Origin of the sequence: Serratia sp. H402Y (genome assembly GCF_051172415.1) — a bacterium.
In the GTDB taxonomy this organism is placed as follows: domain Bacteria; phylum Pseudomonadota; class Gammaproteobacteria; order Enterobacterales; family Enterobacteriaceae; genus Serratia; species Serratia ureilytica.
Genome location: NZ_JBPIYZ010000001.1, coordinates 2,731,556 through 2,751,511 on the forward strand (window position 1 = coordinate 2,731,556; position 19,956 = coordinate 2,751,511).

The following is a 19,956-nucleotide window of genomic DNA, read 5'->3' on the forward strand; positions in this document are numbered from 1 at the left end:
CGCCGCGCGGCAAGCGCGCGACCGAGGCATCGGCTTCAGGGTTGTTCGCAGGAACAGACCATAATGTCGCTCATTAAACCATATCGGCCCGACGCTGTGGACAAAAAACTGGTCGAACCGACAGGTTGAGCGATGTTTTTATTGTTTTTGCTGGCGGGCGGCGGCGCGCTTGTGGCGCCAAATTTCAATCACGCCCGGCAGAATCGAAACGATGATGATCCCGACGATCAGCAGTTTCAGGTTCTCCTGTACCACCGGCAGATCGCCGAACAGGTAGCCAGCATAAGTGAAGAGCAGCACCCAAACCAGTGCGCCAATCACGTTGTAGGCGGCGAAGTGGCGATAGGACATATGCCCCATGCCGGCGACGAACGGCGCAAAAGTACGCACGATCGGCACGAATCGCGCCAGAATAATCGTTTTCCCGCCGTGCTTCTCATAAAACTGATGCGTTTTATCCAGGTAGCTGCGGCGGAAGATTTTCGAATTCGGGTTGCTGAACAGCTTCTCGCCGAACAACCGCCCGATAGTGTAGTTCACCGCATCGCCGATGATCGCCGCCACGGCCATCAACGCCACCATGGTGTGCACGTTCAGATCGTTGGTCGGCAAAGCCGCCAGCGCGCCGGCGACGAACAGCAAAGAATCCCCCGGCAGGAACGGCGTCACCACCAAACCGGTCTCGCAAAACAGGATCAGGAACAGAATAGCGTAGACCCACATGCCGTATTGTGCGACCAGTTCGGCCAGGTGCACATCAATATGCAGAATGAAATCAATAATAAACTTGATGATGTCCATAAATTCTCTCATTGATACCGGGCGTTTCAATCACCCGGCAGAAGCACAAGGGAGCGACGCTTTCAGGCGTGCCGGCGTTTAATCGTCGGGTAAAAACAGCGGCCCCATCGGCGGCCGCGGGATGCCAAAGTGGTCGGGATAGTCCACGGAAACCAGATACAGCCCCTCGGCTCGCGCCGTCGCCGCCGCCAGATTGCGATCCTTCAGCGCCAGCAACTCGGCCATCCAGTTCTCATCCTGATTGCCGCAGCCGATCTCCATCAGGCTGCCGACGATGTTGCGAACCATGTGATGCACGAAGGCATTCGCCTTGATATCTACCACAATATATTCGCCGTAGCGCGTAACCTTAACGTGTTTTACGCAGCGCCACGGGGTGCGCGACTGGCATTGCACCGCGCGAAACGAGGTAAAGTCGTTCTCGCCCAGCAATGCCTGCGCCGCCCGATGCATGCGGTCCGCGTCCAGCGGGTGATAAAAATGCGTCACCCCCTGTTGCAACACCGCCGGCCGGTAGCGATGGTTGAAAATAATATAGCGGTAACGGCGCGCGGTGGCGCTGAAACGCGCGTGAAAATCATCGGCGACGGGGCTCACCCAGCGCACCGCGATGTCCGGCGGCAAATGGGTGTTGACGCCCATCGTCCAGGCGGCGTCCTTGCGGCGCGCGGTGGTTTCGAAGTGCACCACCTGCCCGGTGGCGTGCACCCCGGCGTCGGTGCGCCCGGCGCACAGCACGTTGATCGGCGCATCCGCCACCTTGCTCAACGCCTGCTCCAGCCGTTCCTGCACGCTGGCCACTTCTTGCTGCCGCTGCCAGCCGTAGTAACGGCTGCCGTCATATTCGATGCCCAGCGCTACCTTCAGCGTCGGCTGAGCGGGCGAGACCACCTCAGACATCAGTACATCTGCTCCTGCACCAGACGCTCGGCGGTTTCGATCGCCATCAACGCGCCGCCGAAGCGGACGTTGTCCGCCACCGTCCAGAACTGCAACAGCTCGGGGATGCCGTAATCGTTGCGCAGACACCCGATGCTGAGCGCATCGCTGCCGGAAGCTTCGGTGACCTGAGTCGGGTAATCATCCTCTTCACTCAGTTGAACGTCTTCGACCTCTTCAAGCTCGCTGCGCGCCTCTTCGGCGGACAGCGGACGCAGCGCTTCCAGATGCACGACCTGGGCGTGGCCATAAAACACCGGCGACTGGATACAGCTCACCGAAATCGGCAACCCTTCGTCCTGCAGCACCTTGCGCACCTGATCGACGATCAGGCGCTCTTCGCGCACGCTGCCCTGCTCGTCGGCGACAAGCGGCAGCATATTAAACGCCAGCTGTTTAGTGAAAACGCCTTCTTCGGCCGGGATGCCGTTCAACAGCCGCGCGCTCTGGCCGGCCAGATCGTCCACCGCCGCCTTGCCGCGCGAGGATACCGACATCAGCGTCGTGACGTGCAGGCGCGACAGCCCCGCCTGTTCGGTCAGCGGTTTGATCGCCGTCAGCAGTTGGCTGACCATGCTGTCGGCCACCGCGACGATGTTGCGGTTGCGGTAATCCGCCAGCACCTGCGGGTTAACGCCAGGCACCACCAGCGGCACATCCGGTTCCATGGCGAACAGGCCGCTAGTGTCGATCACCAGACAGCCCATGTTGCCGGCCTCTTCGGCATAGCGCGCTGAAGCGTCGCTGCCGGCGACGAAGAAGGCCAGCTGCGCCTGCGACCAATCGAACTCTTCGGCGTTTTGCACCAGAAGAGACTTGCCGTTGAAGCGCACATTGGCGCCCGCGCTGCGTTCGCTTGCCAGAGGATAGAGCTCACCCACCGGGAACTGGCGTTCCTGCAACAATTCCAGCAACGCTTCACCTACCGCGCCAGTGGCGCCGAGCAGCGCGATATTCCAGCCGTCAGACATTGGGTTTTCTCCAGAGTATTTCATTCATAAAAGCAGACGGGCAGTGCAGCCACCGCCCGATAATCTTTGCCGCTCACTGTAGCGGCGTTGGCTTAAGACAACCTTACGCGCTACGCGATGCTGAAGCCCAACTTGCCGAGCAGCTCGGCGCTGGCGCTGTCATCGCATTGCACCGCCAGCGAAGACCACTCGCGGCGTTCCTGGTAGTGCTTGCGCAGGCGATCGAACTCGCCCGGTTGCCCGGCGACTTTGCGCAGCGGCGCATCATCGCGGCGCACATCATACACCAAGTGCATCAATCGTTTTAACCGCGCTTCATCCAGCGGGCCGTTGAGACGGATCTGGCTGAACTCCGGCACCGGCAGCAGCGAGGCCAGCGCCACCTGTTGCGGCTGCCCCAGATGGCGGCTGAACGCTTCGAACACCTGGGTGGTGCCGCGCGCCTTGCCTTCCAGCGTATACCCGGCGATGTGCGCGGTGCCGATATCCACCCGCGCCAACAGCGGCAAGGCGAGATCCGGCTCCGGTTCCCACACGTCCAGCACCGTGCTCAGCTTTTTGCCTTTTTCCAGCGCCTGCAGCAACGCGGCGTTATCCACCACCGGCCCACGACAGGCGTTGATCAGAATGCGATTGTCCGGCAACGCCGCCAGCAGCTCGGCGTCCGCCAGGTGCAATGAATGATACGGGCCGGATTTATTCAGCGGCGTATGGAAGGTCAGCACGTCGGCCTCGGCCACCAATTTCTCCAGTGGCCAGAATTCCCCGGCGTCGCCGCGATCGGCGCGCGGTGGATCGCACAGTAGCGTGCGCACGCCCAGCGCTTTGAGGCGCGCGTCCAGACGCGAACCGACGTTGCCCACGCCGACGATGCCGACGGTTTTATCCCGCAATTGGAAGCCGTCGCGCTCGGCCAGCAGCATCAATGCGGAGAACACATACTCGACCACCGCGATGGCGTTGCAGCCCGGCGCGGCGGAAAACCCGATGCCCTGCCGTTGCAGCCAGGCATCATCGACGTGATCGGTGCCGGCGGTAGCGGTGCCGACAAAGCCGATGCGGCTGCCGGCCAACAAGGCTTCATTGACCTTGGTGACCGAACGCACCATCAGCGCGTCGGCATCCGCCAGCGCCTCAAGCGGGATCGGACGCCCCGGCACCGCCCGCACGTCGCCCAGGCGGCTGAACAGCTCGGCCGCATACGGCATATTTTCATCAACCAGAATTTTCACTGCGTTCTCCGACGGTTTACGGCTATTTGTCTGCGAAATAGTGTGCCACTGAATCAGGCACGGCGAAAGCGCTCAGGGGTGGTGCCGGCGATCTGCTGGAACATGACGATAAAGGCCGACGCGGAGCTGTAACCGACCTCCAGCGCCACGTCCTGCACGGTTTTGCCCTGTTCGAGCAGCGACACGGCGTGCAGGAAGCGCAGGCGCTGGCGCCATTCGCTGAACGGCATGCCCAAATCCTGCTGGCAGCGGCGAGACAGCGTGCGCTCGGTGGTGTATACCCGCTTCGCCCACGTCGCCAGCGAAGTGTTGTCCGCCGGGCAATGTTCCAGCGCTTCCAGCACCGGCGCCAAAAATTTGTCGTCCGACGACGGCAGATAGGTTTGCTGGCGCGGCGACAGATGCAGTTGGTCGATCAGCACCTGGCAGAGGCGCAAATCCGCCTCCGCCTGCGGAATGTACTGTTTGCGCGCATAGAAATCCTCGGCGATGGCGCGAAAGATCGGCGTCACATTGACCAGGCAAGGATCGGCCGGCATGCCGGCGCACAGCGCCGGCGCGATGTCCACCATGCGGCACTGCGCCAACCGCTGGTTGTAACAGGAATGTTCGATGCCCGCCGGCGTCCACAGCACGTACTCCGGTGGCGCCAGAAAGCGCTGCCCGCCGATGCGCAGCACCATCACCCCGGCTTTGACCCACATCAATTGGCCCCAGGTATGGCTGTGCGGCTGGAATTCGGTGCGGACGTTGAACTCCTCGCAACGAAACTGCACCGGGTTTGGCGCCGGGATCAGCGACTCGGGAAAATGGCGGATTTCTGGCATGGTTTCGTCTCGTGATTTGTCTTATTTACGCCGATTTTTGTCTGAATATCGTTATATATGATAAACCGGACACGCGTAGACTAGCCAGCATGTTGGACGCTATTGAGAATAATTGTCATGAATATGCTTTTCCCCCTGCTGGCCGTGCTGATTTGGTCGATTAACGCCGTCGTCAGCAAACTCTCCGCCACCGCCATCGATCCGGCGGCCATCTCGCTCTACCGCTGGCTGCTGGCGCTGATCGCCCTGACGCCGTTTGTGCTGCCGGGCGTGCTTCGCAACTGGGCGCAGGTGCGCGCCAACTGGTGGAAGCTGATGATCCTCGGCTTGCTCGGCATGGTGCTGTATCAAAGCCTGGCCTATTACGCGGCGCACAGCGTCAGCGCGCTGTTTATGGGCATCATCGTGTCGCTGATCCCACTGCTGACCATCCTGATCAGCATCGTACTGCTGCGCATTGCGCCGACCGTCGGCGTGCTGCTCGGCAGCATTCTCTCCTTCTGCGGTTTGATCTGGCTGGTCAGCGGCGGTCAGCCCGGCGCGCTGTTGCAGCACGGTATCGGCAAAGGGGAATTGATGATGCTGCTCGCCACCGCCTCTTACGCGCTGTATGGCGTGTTGACCAAACGCTGGGCCATCGCGCTGCCGAACTGGCAATCGCTCTACGTGCAGATCCTGTTCGGCGTGCTGTTGCTGCTGCCGAATTTCCTGATGGCGCAGGATGTCGGCTTGAACGGCCATAACCTGCCGCTGGTGCTGTTCGCCGGCATTCCGGCCTCGATCATCGCGCCGTACCTGTGGATTCAGGGCGTCCTGCGCCTGGGCGCCAACACCACCTCGATCTTCATGAACCTGGCGCCGGTGTTTACCGCCGCTATCGCGGTGCTGTTCCTGCATGAACAATTGCACGGTTACCACCTGATCGGTGGCGGCATCACCCTGCTGGGCGTGATCCTGTCGCAGCGGCTGCGCACGCCGCTGACGCGTAAAGCCAAAGCCCCGGCGGCAGGCGCAGATTCCTGCAAAGAACAGGCCTAAGCCAACAACCTGAAACGCACCCGCACCAACAGGCCGCCCAGCGCGGCGGAGCTCAACAGCTCCGGGCGGGTGCCGTGATACGCGGTGATGTCCTTCACCAACGCCAATCCCAAACCGGCGCCCGGCTGATCGCCCACGTTGTCCAAACGATGAAACGGCTGCAGCGCCAACGCCTTGTCCTGCAAGGCGATGCCCGGGCCGCTGTCTTCTATCTCCAGCACCCCTTCCCCCGTAGCCTTGTCCCGCGTAAGGCGGGCGGTCACCACGCCCTGACGCGGCGTGTATTTCAGCGCGTTGTCCAGCAGATTGGCACACAGCTCGGCCAACAGCAGCGGCTCCCCCGCGACCTGACATGCCGCTTCACCCTCGAAACCGAGATCGATCTGTTTGCTGCGCGCCTGCGGCAAGCGAGAGAAACAGGCGTCGCGCAGCACCTGCGCCAAATTGACCGGCTGCAGCTTGCGATCGGCGCTGTGCTCGCTGGCTTTCAGGCGCGAGAGGTGCAGCAGACGGTCGGTGAGCGCCACGGTGTTATCCAGCGTCGCGCTCATCGCCTGCAGACTTTCGCGCCACTGCTGCGGCCGATCGCTGGCCAGCGCCACCCCGACCTGGGTCTTCAGCACCGCCAGCGGGGTGCGCAGCTGGTGAGAGGCGTCGGCGCTGAAGCGTTCCTGACGCGCCACCATCAGCCGCAGCCGTTCGATGTAACGATTAAAGGCCACCAGCAGCGGCTGCATCTCCGACCAGGGAAGAACCCGCGGCAAAGGCGTCAGTTCGCCCGGATCGCGCCGCAGCATGATGCCGGAGAGTTTACGCATCGGCTTCAACACCCGCTTGAGCAGCGCGAACGCCAGGATCAGGGTCAACACCACCACCGTGCCCTGGCTCAACAGCGCCGCGATCATCATCTGCCGCGCCAGGTAACGACGCGATTCCAGGGTTTCCGCCACCAGAATGGTCGCCATGCCGCTCACGCCCGACTCGTTGACCGGTTGAAACAGCGCCGCCACGCGGATCGGCCGGCCAAGGTATTCCGCATCGTAGAAATGCACCAATGCCGGATAGAGGGTGGAGCGTGGAATGTGGGGCGGCAACGACGGCAAATCGTCATAGCCCGAGATGCTTTTCCCCTGTGGCGAGATCACCTCGTAATAGAGCTGATCGTTCATGTTGCGCTCGAAGCTGTCGAGCACCACATAAGGCACATCGACCGCCAGCTTGCCTTCGCGCACCACCAGCCGCTCCGCCACGGTGCGCGCCGACGCCAGCAGCGTGCGGTCGTAGGCCAGGGTGGCGGCGCTCATGGCGCTGAAGTAGTGGGTGTAGATAGAGATGCCGCCCAGCGCCAGCAGCGGCAGGCCAAAAAACAGCAGCAGTTGATAAAACAGCGAACGCGGCGCGTTAAACCACCGCATTGCACAGTTCCAGGCTGTAGCCCAGACCGCGCAGCGTGACGATCGCCACGTCGCTGCCCTGCAGCTTTTTCCGCAAACGGTGTACGTAAAGCTCAATGCTCTCCGGATTGGCCTCGTCAGACAGCGTAAACACCTGCTCAAACAGCTGCTGCTTGGCCACCGGGCGGCCGCGCCGGTGCATCAGCGCGGTCAGCACCGCCAGCTCGCGCGGCGTCAGCGCCAGCGGTTTGCTCTCCAGCAGGAAATAACCTTCGTCATGATAGGTCAACGCGCCGTATTGCAACGCCGGCTGCGCGGCGCCGACGCTGCGGCGCAGCAACGCCCGAATGCGCGCCTCCAGCTCGTCCAGTTCGAACGGTTTGGTCAGGTAGTCGTCCGCCCCCAGATTCAGGCCTTTCACCCGGTCGGTCACGTCGGTGCGCGCCGTCAGCAACAGCACTGGCAGATCCTGCCCGCGCTTGCGCAGGCGCGCCAGCAAATCGAGACCGTTCAGACGCGGCAACGCCACATCCAGCACCGCCAGCGCATAGCGTTCATTAAGCAACAGGTGGTCGGCGGCCACGCCGTCCGGCGCGACGTCGACGGCAAATCCGGCGCCGGTCAGCGCCTTTTGCAACCAGTGAGACAGCTCGGGGTGATCTTCAACCAATAACAGTCGCATGTTCCCATTCCATTGATTTACCTGAACAACCAGACACCGATGCGGCGTCTGTTAACAGGTCGATAACAGAGAATGGCATGGAAAATAAGGGGATAAAAGAGCGCCGCGCCGCCAGTTTTGGGAGCTGGCACACAATTATGCGTACTGGGGCGCGCTCGTGTGACGCCTCAGATCAGCGTGATGGGGCTATCGGCGAGAGCAAGATCCAACACCGGACGCAGCTTGTCGGCGGTAAACGGCGAAGAAACCAGCACGGAGCGGTTGTTGGCGGCAAACACCAGATCGATGCCGGTCACGCAGGCGGTCATCGGGCAGACATACTTTTCACCGTCGGCGTTGACGAAATGCAGCTCAAATACGCCAATCTCAGGGCGCAAGCGCTTCACACGACACTGCCCGGCTTCTCCCGCCATCTCGGCGTAGACCTCTGGCAAGCGTTTAATCGCACATACCTTGGCGCTGTCCCTGCCGCCAAACAATTTCCCTAACGAAAACATATCACTGCATCTCTATTCATTTTATTACAGATGATTTTAACGTGAATGACTATCGGCAATCCTGACATTACGCAGGGTTTTGGCCGGTTTTGCGCGCTGTTCTCTGCGCCCATTCTATGTTAGCGCACCCGCCGTTCGCTCGCGACAAGAGACCCTAATCACAGACTGGAAACTTTTCCGGCCACTGAAAGGTAAATGAAAGGTTGTTGTTTTAACAATTCCGCAACCGCATTCGGCGGGATTCACCATCAGACAATACCGAGGGTAAGTCACAATGAAAAAAATAATGACCCGTACCTTTACCGCCGCCGCCCTGTTGCTGGCGGCCTCTCAGGCCTTTGCCGTGGAAGCGCCCAAACGCACCGAATGCATTGCGCCGGCCAAACCCGGCGGCGGCTTCGATCTGACCTGCAAACTGATTCAGGTATCGCTGCAGGACACCAAGGCCATTGATAAACCGATGCGCGTCACCTATATGCCCGGCGGCGTCGGCGCGGTGGCCTACAACGCCATCGTCGCGCAACGCCCGGCGGAGTTCGGCACCGTGGTGGCCTTCTCCGGCGGTTCGCTGCTCAACCTGGCTCAGGGCAAGTTCGGCCGCTACAACGTGGACGACGTGAAATGGCTGGCGGCGGTCGGTACCGACTACGGCATGATCGCGGTGCGCGCCGACTCGCCTTACAAAACCTTGAAAGACTTGATGGACGCTTTCCAAAAAGATCCCAACAGCGTGGTGTTCGGCGCCGGCGCCTCGATCGGCAGCCAGGACTGGATGAAAACCGCGCTGCTGGCGCGCGAAGTCGGCGTGGATCCGCGCAAGATGCGCTACGTGGCGTTCGAGGGCGGCGGGGAACCGGTCACCGCGCTGCTGGGCAACCACATCCAGGCGGTATCCGGCGATCTGAGCGAAATGGTGCCTTACCTGCAGGGCGACAAGATCCGCGTGCTGGCGGTGTATGCCGAGCAACGTCTGCCGGGCCAGTTGGCCGATATTCCCACCGCCAAAGAGCAAGGATACAGCCTGGTGTGGCCGATCATTCGCGGCTTCTACGTCGGGCCGAAAGTCAGCGATGAAGAGTATCAGTGGTGGATCGACACCTTCCAGAAAATGATGGCGACCGACGAATTCAAGCAGCAGCGCGATCTGCGCGGCCTGTTCGAATTCAACCTGACCGGCAAAGAGCTGGACGCCTACGTGAAGAATCAGGTTGCCCAATACCGTGAGCAGGCGAAAGTGTTCGGCCTGGCCAAATAACCGCAGGGGAAAACCATGAGCGATCGTATTTTTGCCGGCTTTTGGCTGCTGCTGTGTATCGGCGGGCTGTTCATCGGCTGGGGCATCCAGAGCGAATACAGCTATGAACCGCTGGGGCCGCGCCCTTTCCCGCTGGCGATCCTCAGCCTGATGGCGCTGTGCGCGGCGCTGCTGTTGCTGCGCCGCCCGCAGGCGGTGGAATGGCCGCACCACAAGGTGATGCAGCGGCTGCTGGTGCTGGTGATCACCCTGGTGCTGTATGCCTGGGGGTTTGAATGGCTCGGCTTTCCGCTGGCGACCGCGCTGCTGACGTTCAGCATCGGCCTGCTGTTTCAGGCCAGCCTGCCGGCGGCGGCCATCTCCGGCGTCATCATGGGCGCAGCGTTGTACTACGCCTTTGACCAACTTCTCGATGTCACACTGCCGCTCGGCGCCTGGCTGAGCTAACGGGAGCGATGATGGATACCTGGATGTATTTGACCCAAGGGTTTGAAGTGGCGCTGGTGCCGCAAAACCTGATTATCGCCCTGATCGGCTGCTTCGTCGGCACCATCGTCGGCCTGTTGCCGGGGTTGGGGCCGATCAACGGCGTGGCGATCCTGCTGCCGCTGGCGTTCGCCCTCAAACTGCCGGCCGAATCGGCGCTGATCCTGCTGGCGACGGTGTATATCGGCTGCGAATACGGCGGGCGCATCTCGTCAATTCTGCTCAACGTGCCGGGCGATGCGGCGGCGATCATGACCGCGCTGGACGGCTACCCGATGGCGCAGCAGGGGCGCGCCGGCGTGGCGCTGTCCATCTCGGCGGTCAGCTCGTTCGTCGGCTCGATGATCGCCATCGGCGGCATTATTCTGTTCGCGCCGCTGCTGGCCCGCTGGTCGCTGGCCTTCGGCCCGGCGGAGTATTTTGCCCTGATGGTGTTCGCCATCGCCTGCCTCGGCAGCATGATGAGCCAAAACCCGCTGAAATCCCTGCTGGCGGCGCTGATCGGCCTGGGGCTGGCGACGGTGGGCGTCGACGCCAACACCGGCGTTTACCGCTTTACCTTTGACAGCGTGCACCTCTCCGACGGCGTGCAGTTTATCGTGGTGGTGATCGGCCTGTTCTCGGTCAGCGAGATCCTGCTGATGCTGGAAAGCACCAGCGCCGGGCAAAAGCTGGTGCGTAAAACCGGCCGGTTGCTGTTCAACCGCAAAGAGGCGGCGCAGTGCGCAGGCCCTACCCTGCGCTCGTCGGTGATCGGCTTCTTCGTCGGCATTCTGCCGGGCGCCGGCGCCACCATCGCCAGCGCGCTGACCTACATGACCGAAAAGAAAATCAGCGGCAACAGCGACACCTTCGGCAAGGGCGACATCCGCGGCGTAGCGGCGCCGGAAGCGGCCAACAACGCCTCGGCCTGCGGTTCGTTCATTCCGATGCTGACGCTGGGAGTGCCGGGTTCCGGCACCACGGCGGTGATGATGGGCGCGCTGACGCTGTACAACATCACCCCCGGCCCGGCGATGTTCACCGAACAGCCGGATATCGTCTGGGGGCTGATCGCCGCGCTGCTGATCGCTAACGTCATCTTGCTGATCATGAACCTGCCGCTGGTTGGCCTGTTCACCCGCATGCTGACCATCCCGCTGTGGTTCCTGGTGCCGGCGATCGCCGCGGTATCGGCGGTGGGGGTTTATGCGGTGCACAGTACCACCTTCGACCTGCTGCTGATGGTCGGGTTGGGCGTGTTCGGCTACATCCTGCGTAAAATGCACTTTCCGATGTCGCCGCTGATTCTGGGCTTCGTGCTGGGTGAGATGCTGGAGCAGAATCTGCGTCGCGCGCTGTCGATCAGCAACGGTGAATTCGGCATCCTGTGGAGCAGCAGCATCGCGCAAACGCTGCTGGTGCTGGCGGTCGCGGTGCTGGCGCTGCCGCCGCTGCTGCGCCTGATGCGCAAACGCCGCCAACCGGCGGCCGAGGCCAAGGCCGAGTAACGCGTAACGGGCGGGAATTTCCCGCCCGTTGTGTTTAACGGCCCAGGGCCGCGATCCCCCTTTCCAGCGCCCCGATATCGTCATCGACGAGCAGGGGCTGAATCACCGCAAAGTCCGCCTCAGGCAACTCATAGAGCCGCAAGGCGAGCAAGCGCGCGATAACTTCCGGCGCGAATCGCCAACGGATAAACCTCGCCGGATTGCCGCCGACGATGGCATAAGGTTCAACGTCGCCGGTCACCACGCTGCCGGCGGCGACGATCGCCCCTTCGCCTATCGATACCCCTGGCATCAACATCGCCCGCATGCCAATCCAGCAACCGTCACCCAGCCGGGTATCGCCTTTGGGGCGGTACGCCTGTTTGATGGTTGCCATAAACGGGTACAGGCTCAACCAGTCGATGCGATGGGTGTGATTGCCCCCCATCAGGATCACCGCTTCGGCCGCGATGCACACGTAATCGCCGATCAGCAGGCGATCTATTTCGCCCAGCGGCTGCCATTGCCGGCTGACCGCGTCGCCGTGCAGATAGCGCACCACCGAGCGTTCGAAACCGTTATCCCAGCAGTCGCTGTAGTAGCTGTGGGTGCCTTTGACGATAATATTCGGGTTAGTCACCGTCTGATGCAGCAGCTCGGTGTTGGACCAGTGTTTTTCGGACATGGCGTATTCTCTTGTTACGGGAATAAAAGCCACGGAACGGAATGTCTGTGGCCGTGTTGTCGTTCACTCAACACGGCCATTCAAGCGATAAGCGCTCGTTTCAATCTCGGGTTATTCATGATTACCGCCTCTCTTGCGAGGCGAAATGGTAACCGATCACGCCTCGGCGGTCTTGCTTTTCAACAGCAGCACCCCACCCATGACCAACGCGCTGCCCAGCAGCTGCAGCTGATTCATGTTTTCCCCCAGCAGGAAATAGGCGATCACCGCGGTGAAAACCAGCTCCAACGACAGGATCAGGTTGGCTACGGCCAGCGGCAGCGTTTTCAGGCTGATGTTATACAACCCGAAGCCCAACAGCGTCGGCCCGGCGGCCAGCGCCAGCAGCAACAGCCAGCCGCTCCACTGAATGCCCTGCGCGCCGTGCGACAGGAACCACAGATCGCCGGCCATGCCGTGGAACGCCGCCAGCGGGAACGCCACCAGCGCCGCGTTGAACACCAGCTGATACAGCGCCGAAAAACCGAAAACGTACAAAATGGTGTTCCACACCGGATAGCCCCGTTCGCTGGCCACCCGCCCGCCGAGGGTATACAGGGTATAGCCGATGCCCGACAGCATCCCCACCAGCAGCCCCAACAAGTCGAAGTGCTGGTTGCCCATGCTGTCGCCGTTGCTGACCAGGAAACAACCGCCCAGGCTGATGGCGATCACCAGCAGTTGGCGCAGCGTCAGGCGTTCGCTGTACATCACCCAGCCGAGGAACACGGTAAAGCCCACCGAACAGTAGGTCAGAATAGTCGCCACCGATGCGCCGTTCAGCGCCACCGACAGCGTCCACAGGCTGTTGAACAGCGCCAGCAGCAGCCCGTAAAGCGCGTAGAACAATACCTGTTCACGGCGCAGGCGCGCCCACTGCGGTTTCACCAGCAACAGCAGCGGTAACAGCACCAACGCCACCAGCGCCGCGCGCCAGAACGCCAGCACGAAGGTCGGCAGGTGATAGTATTCGGTCAGCGCGCGGATGATGATGGCGGTAAAGGCCAGCAGCATGGCGCTGATAATGGCGATGACGTAACCCTGGCGGCTGCCCTGAAAGAGACGCGCGCCGGGCAGCAAAGGCCGGGCGGAAACGCCTGACGGTAATGACATGAGATCCTCGGGAAAATGGCGACATAAATGCTCAGGCGCACAGTGTAACGCGGCCATTTTTTCTCACTATAGCCACTTTACGGCGTTGTCATGCAGGCCACTTTTCTGCGCTTGAAGCCCTGTTGACATGGGGTATAGTAAAAAGCTCTCTCCATAACCGGGCCAATTTCGCATGCATATCCCGTTGGATCGCGAGCAGGACGTTCCGCTCTATTTACAGATCGAAGAAGCGCTGCGGCGCGCCATCCTCACCGGCGTGTTCGTGGATGGCGACAAGCTGCCCTCAACGCGCACGCTGGCGGCCGAACTGGCGGTCAGCCGTTTGACGGTGGATAACGCCTATGCCGAACTGGCGGCCAAGGGCTTTTTGCATCAGCGGCGCGGCAGCGGCGCCTACGTTGCGCACCCGCAGGCGCAAACGCGCCCGGCCCGGCCGACCAGCGATGCCCCCTTCCCGCAGGAGAGCTTCACCACCCTCACCTCGCGGCTGGACGGCTACACCGACGCCCCGCTGCCGGAGGGGCTGATCAACTTCGCCGCCGGCGTCGGCAGCCCTAAGGTGTTTCCGCTGGAGGCGTTTCGCAAAGTGCTGCTGTCGGTGCTCAGCCGCCACGCGGAAGAGGCCTTCAGCTACGGGGAATACTGCGGCTACTACCCGCTGCGCGATACGCTGAGCCGCATTCTCAGCGCGCAGGGCATCCCCACGCAGGCGGAACAGGTGCTGATCACCAACGGCTCGCAGCATGCCATCAGCCTGGTGGTGCAAAGCCTGCTGGCGCCGGGCGATACGGTGATCGTCGAAGAACCGACCTACGCCGAAGCGCTGGGCCTGCTGCGCCAGCACCGCATCAATATCGTCACCGTGCCCGGCGATCGCCACGGCATGCTGGTCGAACGATTGCCCGAGTTGCTGGAACGCCACCGCCCCAAATTGATCTACACCATCCCCAACTTTCACAATCCGACCGGCCGTTGCCTGAGCGAAGCTCGCCGGCGGCGCCTGCTGGCGATCGCCCAACAGGCCGGCGTGGTGATCCTGGAAGATGACTTCGTCGGCGATCTGCGTTACCAGGGCAAACAGCTGCCGTCGCTGCGTGCGCTGGCGCAGCCGGGCGCGGTGATCTACGTCAGCACCTTCTCCAAGATGCTGCTGCCCAGCATGCGCATCGGCTATCTGGTGGCGGACAGCGAGCACTATCAGCGCTTCGCGCGGCGCAAGCACGTTGACAGCTTCACCAGTTCCAGCCTGATCCAGCGGGCGCTGGACGCGTTTGTCACCGTCGGCCGTTACGACAAGCAGCTGCGCCGCGCCGGGCGCGTCTATCGCCTGCATCTGGAAGTGATGATCGACGCGTTGCAACGGCGGTTGCCGCCGGGATGCCGTTTCGAAACGCCGCAAGGCGGCTTGTTTATCTGGCTGACGCTGCCCGCGACGGTGACCACCACCGAGCTGATGCCGGTGGCCTGGCGGCACGGCGTCACTTTCGCGCGCGGCGAATGCTTTTATGCCCAGGAACAGCTGGGCGCGCACAGTCTGCGGCTAAACTTCGCCGCCAACTCGCCGCCGCAGATTGAAGAAGGTATCGCCCGGCTTAGCCGGGCGATTGAGGAAGTGATAGCAGAGAAAAACGCCGGTTAGACGGCGGCCCACCACAGCCGCAGCTTCATCCCCCAGTAGCTGGTCCAGCCGGTGGTGCTCTGCACCACCTTGCCCTGCGAGACCACCACGAAGGTCGGCGTCACGCCAATCTGCCACTGCGCCGACAGCGTACCGGCCGGATCGTTGACCACCGGCAGCGCCAGCCGTTTGCGTACCAGCCACTGTTTCACCTGGGTATCGTCGCCCGATCGCAGCGCGACGGTCAGCACGTTGCCGCCCGCCGCCTGCAAACGGGCGACGTCCGGCGTGGTGAAACGACAAACGCCGCACCAGCTGGCCCAGAAGTAAACAAGCAGCGGCCGCTCATGACTGAGCTGCGCCAACGACACGCGCTCGCCGTCCAACGTGGTCAGCGTCTGGGCATCGAAGGCCGGCGGCGCCTGCGGCGCGTTCAGCCAATCCATCACCGTGATCACCGCCAGTGCGATCAGCGCCAGCAGCAGCAACTCGCGCCCCCAGCGCTTGAGCTTAGCCATGGTTGGCCTTCGCCAGCTGCTGCTTCACCATCGTTTCCAGCTCTTCATAGGACACCGCCCCCGGCAGCATCCGATCGCCGATCAGCGTCGCCGGCGTCCCTTGTACGCCCAGTTGTTCCGCCAATTCCATATTGGTGCGCAGCGTGGTCATGCTCTGTTCGCTCGGCGCCACCGCCTTGACGCCGGTTTTCTCCTGCGCGGCGGCGATACTGGCCTTGTCGTGGAAGCCCTTTTTCGCCATCAGCCGCTGATGCAAGGCCCAGAATTGCTCCGGGTGCTGCTGCCAGGTGGTGAGCGCCACGCGCGCCGAACTGACCGAACTTTCGCCCTTGAACGGCAACAGCTTCACCACCAGCGCCACATCCGGGTATTGCTTGACGATTTTCTCCAGCATCGGATCAAACCGCTTGCAGTACGGGCAGTTATAGTCGGTAAAGGTCACCAGCGTCAGCTTGGCGTTGGCGGCACCGAGGCGCGGGCTGGCCGGATCCTGATACAGCGTTTTGGCATTCTGCTTGATAGCCTGGCTGATTTGCTGGCTTGCGGTTTGCTGCTGCCAGGCGTCCACCGCCTGCGCCAGAATGTCCGGGTTGGACACCAGCGTTTCGCGGATCATCTCTTTGATACGCGCCTCTTGCGCCGGGGTGAAAGGCTCGGCGGCCCACACTGGGGCGGCGATGATCATCAGTAAAATCAGTAGCTTTTTCATTGTTCGGTTCCTTTGGCATGGGAGAGCGTTTGCAGCACGGCGTCACGGGTCAACAGCGGGGATAACACCTCGCCGTCCGGGCTGCCGGGGCCATAGATTTGGTTGAAAGGCACGGCGACGCTGCCGCGCTTTTGCAGGAAGGCGCTGATGTCGGCCGACGGGCGGCTCCAGTCGCCGCGCAGCGCGACCACGTCATCGGCGCTCAACGCCCGCTGTACGTCATCGCGCAGCAGCACATTGAATTTGTTGGCTTTACAGGTCACGCACCAATCGGCGGTCACGTCGACGAACACCCGCTTATGTTGCGCCAGCGCCTCGGCGATCGCCTGTTCGCTCAGCGGTTGCCACTGCACCCGATCCTGCAACGGCTGGTGCCACAGACCGGCGGTCAGCGAACCGGCCAGCAAGGCCACACCCGCCAGCACCATAGTGCCCGCCGCCAGCTTGGCCGCCAAGCGTGCCCCCTGCCGGCGCCACACCGCCAGCAGCAGTGCCAGCAGCGCCAACCCCCCCAGCCACAGCGTAGCCTGCACGCCGATATGATTGCTCAGCAGACTCAGCAACCACAGCGACGACGCCAGCATCAGCAATCCCATCGCCAGCTTGACGGTATTCATCCAGCGGCCGGGGCGCGGCAACCGCAGCGCCAGCGAAGGCCAGGCGGCGATCAGCAGCCACGGCAGGCTCATGCCGATGCCGAGCGCGATGAACATGCCCCACAGCACCGGCAGCGACGCCGCCAGCGCGAAGGCCACCGCCGTGCCGAGAAACGGCGCCGAGCACGGCGTCGCCAGCAGCGTGGCGAAGGCGCCCTGCCAGAAATGGCCGCTCAGGCCGTGCCCGTTATGGGTGGCCAGCGAGGTATTCAGATCGGAAGAGAGGCGCAGATGGAACAGGCCGAACAGGTTTGCGCTGAACAGCAGCGTCACCAGCACCATAAAGCCGATAAACCACGGATTCTGGAACTGAATGCCCCAGCCGAGCGCGTGGTTGCCGAGCCGCAGCAGCGTCATCAGCAGGGCCAACGCCATAAACGAGGCGACGATGCCCAGCGACGATGCCAGGAACTGCAGCCGTACGCAGCGCCGATCGCGCCGCTCCACCTGCAGGATGGAACCGAGCTTGATGCCCAACACCGGCAGGACGCACGGCATCAGATTGAGGATCAACCCGCCCGCCAGCGCCATCAATACCGCCTGCCATAACGGGAACGCCGCACCGGCCGGCGCGGCCAGCGGCTCGCCGATCGGCAGCGTTATCTGCTGAGCCATGCCGCCGTCGTCGATCACCAGCGTCAGCGTTTTGCCGCGCAGATCCGGCGCCGCCTCTCCCCAGCCATCGCTGACCGGGACTCGCGCCAACAGCTGAGCGCCGTCGGTTTCAACCTGCGGCTTGCCGAGATCGGCATCCGCCAGCGTATCGAAGAACAGCGCGGGCCGCTGCCAACCGTCGGCGCGTTCGGCGGCAATCTGCAGCTCGCCGCTGCGATACCCGGCCTTGACGTTATCCGTCAACCCGGCGGCGATCGGCACTTGCCCCATCGCCTGCGCGAAGTCGTGATTAAACTGCGGATCGTTCGGCGCCGTCAGATCCAGACTGAACGGGTAGTCGGTCAGAATGCAGACGTTGCTGCAGGTGGACAGCGTCAGGGTACCCGCCAGCGGGCCGGATACCGGGCCTGGCATCACAATCGGCAGCGTGACCCGATCGTGATAGCCCTGGGTGGAAATGCCGGCCACCTCAAAACGCTGCGGCGTCGGCCAGTGCCAGGTCGCCGGCGGTGGGTGGCCTTGCCAGACGATAGCCGGCGCGATGCCGCCTTCGCCCGGGGAACGCCAGTAAGTTTTCCAGCCTTTTTGCAGCTCGACCGACAGCAGCAGACGGGTCTCTCCCGGCTGTGACGTGTCGGCGCGCAGCCGCACCTTGGCATGATCGTTGGCCGGATTTTGCAGCCAGCCGCTGTCCGCCGCCTGCAAGGCGGGCAGCCACAGCATAAACAGGCAAGCACAGGCCAGCCTGATAATTTTCAACATGTTAATTCTCCATAAATGATTAATTCACCGCGAAAAACGGGCGATTAACTCATTCACGGAAGACGCATAATCGAAGGTGCACCCTGAGGGTGGGCGGAGAAATGGCGCGAGGAGGAGGAATGCGCAGACGCGCGGCAATGGTCGGCGCCAACAGCGCCAGCAGCAGGCCCAGACCGAACAGCACGGTTTCGAACATTACCGGCGGCGCGGCCAGCAATGATTTGGCGCTCAGTTCACAGGGCGTCGGCTGCGCTTCGGCGGCGGCGTCGCTGGATTGAACGGCGGTGGCGGCCGGGATCCCCAGCGTTTGCTGCAACGCATGCAGGCCCGCCATGCGCTGGGTCATGCACGTCAGCACCACCAGGCAAGCCAGGCATAAAAACCATTTTGCAATCCGCTGCCGTTTAACCATGCCATCCTCATGTTCAGATCTGGGGTTATCTTAGCGGCGCAGACGCGATTAGCAACGTTTTGTCGGTAAAGAAATGTCTGAGCGGCGGTATTGATGGCGGCGAATTACAGGTATCATAGAGGGTAAGCCTGCGCTTTTCGCCGGGTACGATGACGATTCTCTCCTCCAGACACACTGCGGGGATACACAGCGAAGGACTGGTGATATGCAACCTTTGAGTGGGCCGGGCACCCCAATCGCCGGCGAGCGCCTCCCTTCCCCGGGCAAAACGGCGGCCACTGACGATCAACCCCTCTCTCCGGCGCAGCGCACAACGCTGGAAAAACTGATCGTGAAAATCATGACGCTCAGCCCGGTAAAATCGGCGGAGATCTGGGCGTCTCTGCGTCACGATCTCGGCGCCGACAAAGGCGGCGAACTGCTGGCGCGCCATTTTCAACCGGCGGAACAGCTGCTGCAAACGCGTCTGACGCAGGCGCAGCAAAACCATGCCGGGCGCCAACTGCTGCAACAGCTGGCCGAGTTGCTGCCGCAGGGCAATAATCGCCAGGCGGTCAGTGACTTTATTCGTCAACGGTTCGGCCATACGGTGTTGAGCCAGTTAAGCCCGCCGCAGCTGCAGCAGGTGCTGAATCTGTTGCAGACCGGCGGCCTGACCATTCCCCAACCGCAGCAAACCGCCACCAGCGATCGCCCGCTGCTGCCCGCAGAGCATCAAAGCCTGCAGCAGCAGGTTACCAAACTCAGCGCCGCGACCGGCGAAGCGCCGGCTAAAATTTGGCAAACGCTGTTCGATCTGGCGGGCGTGAAAACCAACGATCCGCTGCCGGCGCGCCACTTCCAGCTGCTGAACCAGTTTTTACAGGTGAAGGTGGCGCTCAGCCCGCAGAACGCGCCAACGCTGAACAACCTGCTGGCGGCGCTCAAACAGCCGGCGGATGAGCAAGAACTGCAGCAGATGAACGACTATTGCCAGACGCGCTTCAACTGCGGCGCCAACGCGCCGCTGACGCATCCGCAAATGAGCGACGCCATTCATCAGCTGTTTGCCCGCCGTCTGGAGAAAGCCGGCCAGGCGCAGCCGATCGCCAGCCCCCCTATCGAACCGCAGCCGCTGCTCAACCCGCTGATCGCCGCCCTGCCTCTGCCGCTGCAAAAAGCGCTGAGCAAGCCCGCCGTGGCGCTGATCCTGCTGCTGTTGGCGCTGGCCGTCGTGCTGGCACTGGTGTTTTAACGCC

The 19,956-nt window shown here is 62.4% G+C and carries 20 protein-coding genes; 6 read left to right on the forward strand and 14 right to left on the reverse strand.

Features of this window, described 5'->3' with window-relative positions; genetic code table 11:
- Positions 1 to 138: 138 nt before the first annotated feature.
- The 5 genes from ACSBQS_RS13180 to ACSBQS_RS13200 form a co-directional block, all read right to left on the reverse strand.
- A complete protein-coding gene (locus tag ACSBQS_RS13180) occupies positions 139 to 801 on the reverse strand; it encodes a DedA family protein (protein WP_004936130.1) in 663 nt (220 codons plus the stop codon).
- A gap of 78 nt (positions 802 to 879) precedes the next feature.
- The gene (truA, locus tag ACSBQS_RS13185; protein WP_033651950.1) at positions 880 to 1,701 is read right to left on the reverse strand and encodes a tRNA pseudouridine(38-40) synthase TruA; all 822 of its coding nucleotides are present in this window, start codon (positions 1,699 to 1,701) and stop codon (positions 880 to 882) included.
- Positions 1,701 to 2,711 carry an aspartate-semialdehyde dehydrogenase gene (locus tag ACSBQS_RS13190; protein WP_033643883.1) on the reverse strand — a complete coding sequence of 337 codons (1,011 nt, stop codon included), beginning with the start codon at positions 2,709 to 2,711 and terminating at the stop codon, positions 1,701 to 1,703. Before ACSBQS_RS13190 ends, truA begins: the two co-directional genes overlap by 1 nt.
- A 110-nt stretch (positions 2,712 to 2,821) precedes the next feature.
- Positions 2,822 to 3,943, reverse strand: coding sequence for a 4-phosphoerythronate dehydrogenase PdxB (gene pdxB, locus ACSBQS_RS13195; RefSeq protein WP_033651952.1), 1,122 nt, complete (start codon positions 3,941 to 3,943; stop codon positions 2,822 to 2,824).
- A gap of 53 nt (positions 3,944 to 3,996) precedes the next feature.
- On the reverse strand, positions 3,997 to 4,770 hold the full coding sequence (locus ACSBQS_RS13200) for an AraC family transcriptional regulator (protein ID WP_033643885.1): 774 nt from the start codon (positions 4,768 to 4,770) through the stop codon (positions 3,997 to 3,999).
- A 117-nt stretch (positions 4,771 to 4,887) separates the two neighbouring features.
- Between ACSBQS_RS13200 and ACSBQS_RS13205 the strand changes: the two genes are divergently transcribed.
- Complete coding sequence (locus tag ACSBQS_RS13205) at positions 4,888 to 5,808, forward strand: DMT family transporter (protein WP_033651953.1); 921 nt, start codon at positions 4,888 to 4,890, stop codon at positions 5,806 to 5,808.
- Here the strand turns inward: ACSBQS_RS13205 and ACSBQS_RS13210 are convergent.
- The 3 genes from ACSBQS_RS13210 to ACSBQS_RS13220 all read right to left on the reverse strand — a co-directional run bounded on the left by ACSBQS_RS13210 (position 5,805) and on the right by ACSBQS_RS13220 (position 8,381).
- The gene (locus ACSBQS_RS13210; RefSeq protein ID WP_033651954.1) at positions 5,805 to 7,223 is read right to left on the reverse strand and encodes a sensor histidine kinase; all 1,419 of its coding nucleotides are present in this window, start codon (positions 7,221 to 7,223) and stop codon (positions 5,805 to 5,807) included. The two genes, ACSBQS_RS13205 and ACSBQS_RS13210, sit on opposite strands and share 4 nt — an antisense overlap.
- On the reverse strand, positions 7,210 to 7,884 hold the full coding sequence (gene tctD, locus ACSBQS_RS13215) for a transcriptional regulator TctD (protein WP_033643888.1): 675 nt from the start codon (positions 7,882 to 7,884) through the stop codon (positions 7,210 to 7,212). The genes ACSBQS_RS13210 and tctD overlap by 14 nt, the downstream gene beginning before the upstream one ends.
- A 167-nt stretch (positions 7,885 to 8,051) precedes the next feature.
- Positions 8,052 to 8,381 (reverse strand): hypothetical protein, encoded by a 330-nt coding sequence (locus ACSBQS_RS13220; RefSeq protein ID WP_047025296.1) that lies wholly within the window; start codon positions 8,379 to 8,381, stop codon positions 8,052 to 8,054.
- A 274-nt stretch (positions 8,382 to 8,655) separates the two neighbouring features.
- On the opposite strand from ACSBQS_RS13220, the gene ACSBQS_RS13225 reads away from it, so the two are divergent.
- Genes ACSBQS_RS13225 through ACSBQS_RS13235 form a run of 3 tightly spaced genes read left to right on the forward strand, consistent with a single transcriptional unit; the run spans position 8,656 to position 11,612 of the window.
- Positions 8,656 to 9,636: a Bug family tripartite tricarboxylate transporter substrate binding protein gene (locus tag ACSBQS_RS13225; RefSeq protein WP_033651957.1), complete on the forward strand. Its 981-nt coding sequence runs from the start codon at positions 8,656 to 8,658 to the stop codon at positions 9,634 to 9,636.
- Between the two features lie 15 nt (positions 9,637 to 9,651).
- The gene (locus tag ACSBQS_RS13230; RefSeq protein WP_033643891.1) at positions 9,652 to 10,083 is read left to right on the forward strand and encodes a tripartite tricarboxylate transporter TctB family protein; all 432 of its coding nucleotides are present in this window, start codon (positions 9,652 to 9,654) and stop codon (positions 10,081 to 10,083) included.
- Positions 10,084 to 10,094: 11 nt separating this feature from the next.
- Positions 10,095 to 11,612: a tripartite tricarboxylate transporter permease gene (locus ACSBQS_RS13235; RefSeq protein ID WP_016926872.1), complete on the forward strand. Its 1,518-nt coding sequence runs from the start codon at positions 10,095 to 10,097 to the stop codon at positions 11,610 to 11,612.
- Between the two features lie 34 nt (positions 11,613 to 11,646).
- On the opposite strand, the gene ACSBQS_RS13240 is transcribed toward ACSBQS_RS13235, so the two are convergent.
- Both ACSBQS_RS13240 and ACSBQS_RS13245 read right to left on the reverse strand, forming a co-directional pair.
- The gene (locus ACSBQS_RS13240) at positions 11,647 to 12,276 is read right to left on the reverse strand and encodes a CatB-related O-acetyltransferase (protein WP_369605901.1); all 630 of its coding nucleotides are present in this window, start codon (positions 12,274 to 12,276) and stop codon (positions 11,647 to 11,649) included.
- Positions 12,277 to 12,432: 156 nt separating this feature from the next.
- Entirely contained in the window at positions 12,433 to 13,428 is a 996-nt protein-coding gene (locus ACSBQS_RS13245) for a DMT family transporter (protein WP_434990762.1), read from the reverse strand.
- Positions 13,429 to 13,600: 172 nt separating this feature from the next.
- On the opposite strand from ACSBQS_RS13245, the gene ACSBQS_RS13250 reads away from it, so the two are divergent.
- A complete protein-coding gene (locus ACSBQS_RS13250; protein WP_434990764.1) occupies positions 13,601 to 15,067 on the forward strand; it encodes a PLP-dependent aminotransferase family protein in 1,467 nt (488 codons plus the stop codon).
- Here the strand turns inward: ACSBQS_RS13250 and ACSBQS_RS13255 are convergent.
- Genes ACSBQS_RS13255 through ACSBQS_RS13270 form a run of 4 tightly spaced genes read right to left on the reverse strand, consistent with a single transcriptional unit; the run spans position 15,064 to position 18,718 of the window.
- Positions 15,064 to 15,564: a protein disulfide oxidoreductase gene (locus ACSBQS_RS13255; protein ID WP_176589555.1), complete on the reverse strand. Its 501-nt coding sequence runs from the start codon at positions 15,562 to 15,564 to the stop codon at positions 15,064 to 15,066. The genes ACSBQS_RS13250 and ACSBQS_RS13255 overlap by 4 nt on opposite strands.
- Entirely contained in the window at positions 15,557 to 16,273 is a 717-nt protein-coding gene (locus ACSBQS_RS13260) for a DsbA family protein (RefSeq protein WP_099782568.1), read from the reverse strand. Before ACSBQS_RS13260 ends, ACSBQS_RS13255 begins: the two co-directional genes overlap by 8 nt.
- A complete protein-coding gene (locus ACSBQS_RS13265; RefSeq protein ID WP_434990768.1) occupies positions 16,270 to 18,306 on the reverse strand; it encodes a protein-disulfide reductase DsbD family protein in 2,037 nt (678 codons plus the stop codon). The genes ACSBQS_RS13260 and ACSBQS_RS13265 overlap by 4 nt, the downstream gene beginning before the upstream one ends.
- Positions 18,307 to 18,355: 49 nt before the next feature.
- Positions 18,356 to 18,718, reverse strand: coding sequence for a hypothetical protein (locus tag ACSBQS_RS13270; protein WP_033639760.1), 363 nt, complete (start codon positions 18,716 to 18,718; stop codon positions 18,356 to 18,358).
- 205 nt (positions 18,719 to 18,923) lie between these two features.
- Here ACSBQS_RS13270 and flk point away from each other — a divergent pair, with 205 nt between their 5' ends.
- Positions 18,924 to 19,952, forward strand: coding sequence for a flagella biosynthesis regulator Flk (flk, locus tag ACSBQS_RS13275; RefSeq protein ID WP_047025290.1), 1,029 nt, complete (start codon positions 18,924 to 18,926; stop codon positions 19,950 to 19,952).
- The last annotated feature ends 4 nt before the right edge of the window (positions 19,953 to 19,956 follow it).

Coding starts and splice junctions, on each gene's coding strand:
- ACSBQS_RS13200 (WP_033643885.1), bottom strand. CDS start 4,770: ATGCCAGAAATCCGCCATTTTCCCGAGTCGCTGATCCCGGCGCCAAAC.
- ACSBQS_RS13235 (WP_016926872.1), top strand. CDS start 10,095: ATGGATACCTGGATGTATTTGACCCAAGGGTTTGAAGTGGCGCTGGTG.
- ACSBQS_RS13190 (WP_033643883.1), bottom strand. CDS start 2,711: ATGTCTGACGGCTGGAATATCGCGCTGCTCGGCGCCACTGGCGCGGTA.
- truA (WP_033651950.1), bottom strand. CDS start 1,701: ATGTCTGAGGTGGTCTCGCCCGCTCAGCCGACGCTGAAGGTAGCGCTG.
- ACSBQS_RS13245 (WP_434990762.1), bottom strand. CDS start 13,428: ATGTCATTACCGTCAGGCGTTTCCGCCCGGCCTTTGCTGCCCGGCGCG.
- ACSBQS_RS13180 (WP_004936130.1), bottom strand. CDS start 801: ATGGACATCATCAAGTTTATTATTGATTTCATTCTGCATATTGATGTG.
- ACSBQS_RS13205 (WP_033651953.1), top strand. CDS start 4,888: ATGAATATGCTTTTCCCCCTGCTGGCCGTGCTGATTTGGTCGATTAAC.
- ACSBQS_RS13210 (WP_033651954.1), bottom strand. CDS start 7,223: ATGCGGTGGTTTAACGCGCCGCGTTCGCTGTTTTATCAACTGCTGCTG.
- ACSBQS_RS13240 (WP_369605901.1), bottom strand. CDS start 12,276: ATGTCCGAAAAACACTGGTCCAACACCGAGCTGCTGCATCAGACGGTG.
- ACSBQS_RS13270 (WP_033639760.1), bottom strand. CDS start 18,718: ATGGTTAAACGGCAGCGGATTGCAAAATGGTTTTTATGCCTGGCTTGC.
- flk (WP_047025290.1), top strand. CDS start 18,924: ATGCAACCTTTGAGTGGGCCGGGCACCCCAATCGCCGGCGAGCGCCTC.
- ACSBQS_RS13265 (WP_434990768.1), bottom strand. CDS start 18,306: ATGTTGAAAATTATCAGGCTGGCCTGTGCTTGCCTGTTTATGCTGTGG.
- ACSBQS_RS13225 (WP_033651957.1), top strand. CDS start 8,656: ATGAAAAAAATAATGACCCGTACCTTTACCGCCGCCGCCCTGTTGCTG.
- ACSBQS_RS13230 (WP_033643891.1), top strand. CDS start 9,652: ATGAGCGATCGTATTTTTGCCGGCTTTTGGCTGCTGCTGTGTATCGGC.
- ACSBQS_RS13220 (WP_047025296.1), bottom strand. CDS start 8,381: ATGTTTTCGTTAGGGAAATTGTTTGGCGGCAGGGACAGCGCCAAGGTA.
- ACSBQS_RS13250 (WP_434990764.1), top strand. CDS start 13,601: ATGCATATCCCGTTGGATCGCGAGCAGGACGTTCCGCTCTATTTACAG.
- ACSBQS_RS13255 (WP_176589555.1), bottom strand. CDS start 15,564: ATGGCTAAGCTCAAGCGCTGGGGGCGCGAGTTGCTGCTGCTGGCGCTG.
- tctD (WP_033643888.1), bottom strand. CDS start 7,884: ATGCGACTGTTATTGGTTGAAGATCACCCCGAGCTGTCTCACTGGTTG.
- ACSBQS_RS13260 (WP_099782568.1), bottom strand. CDS start 16,273: ATGAAAAAGCTACTGATTTTACTGATGATCATCGCCGCCCCAGTGTGG.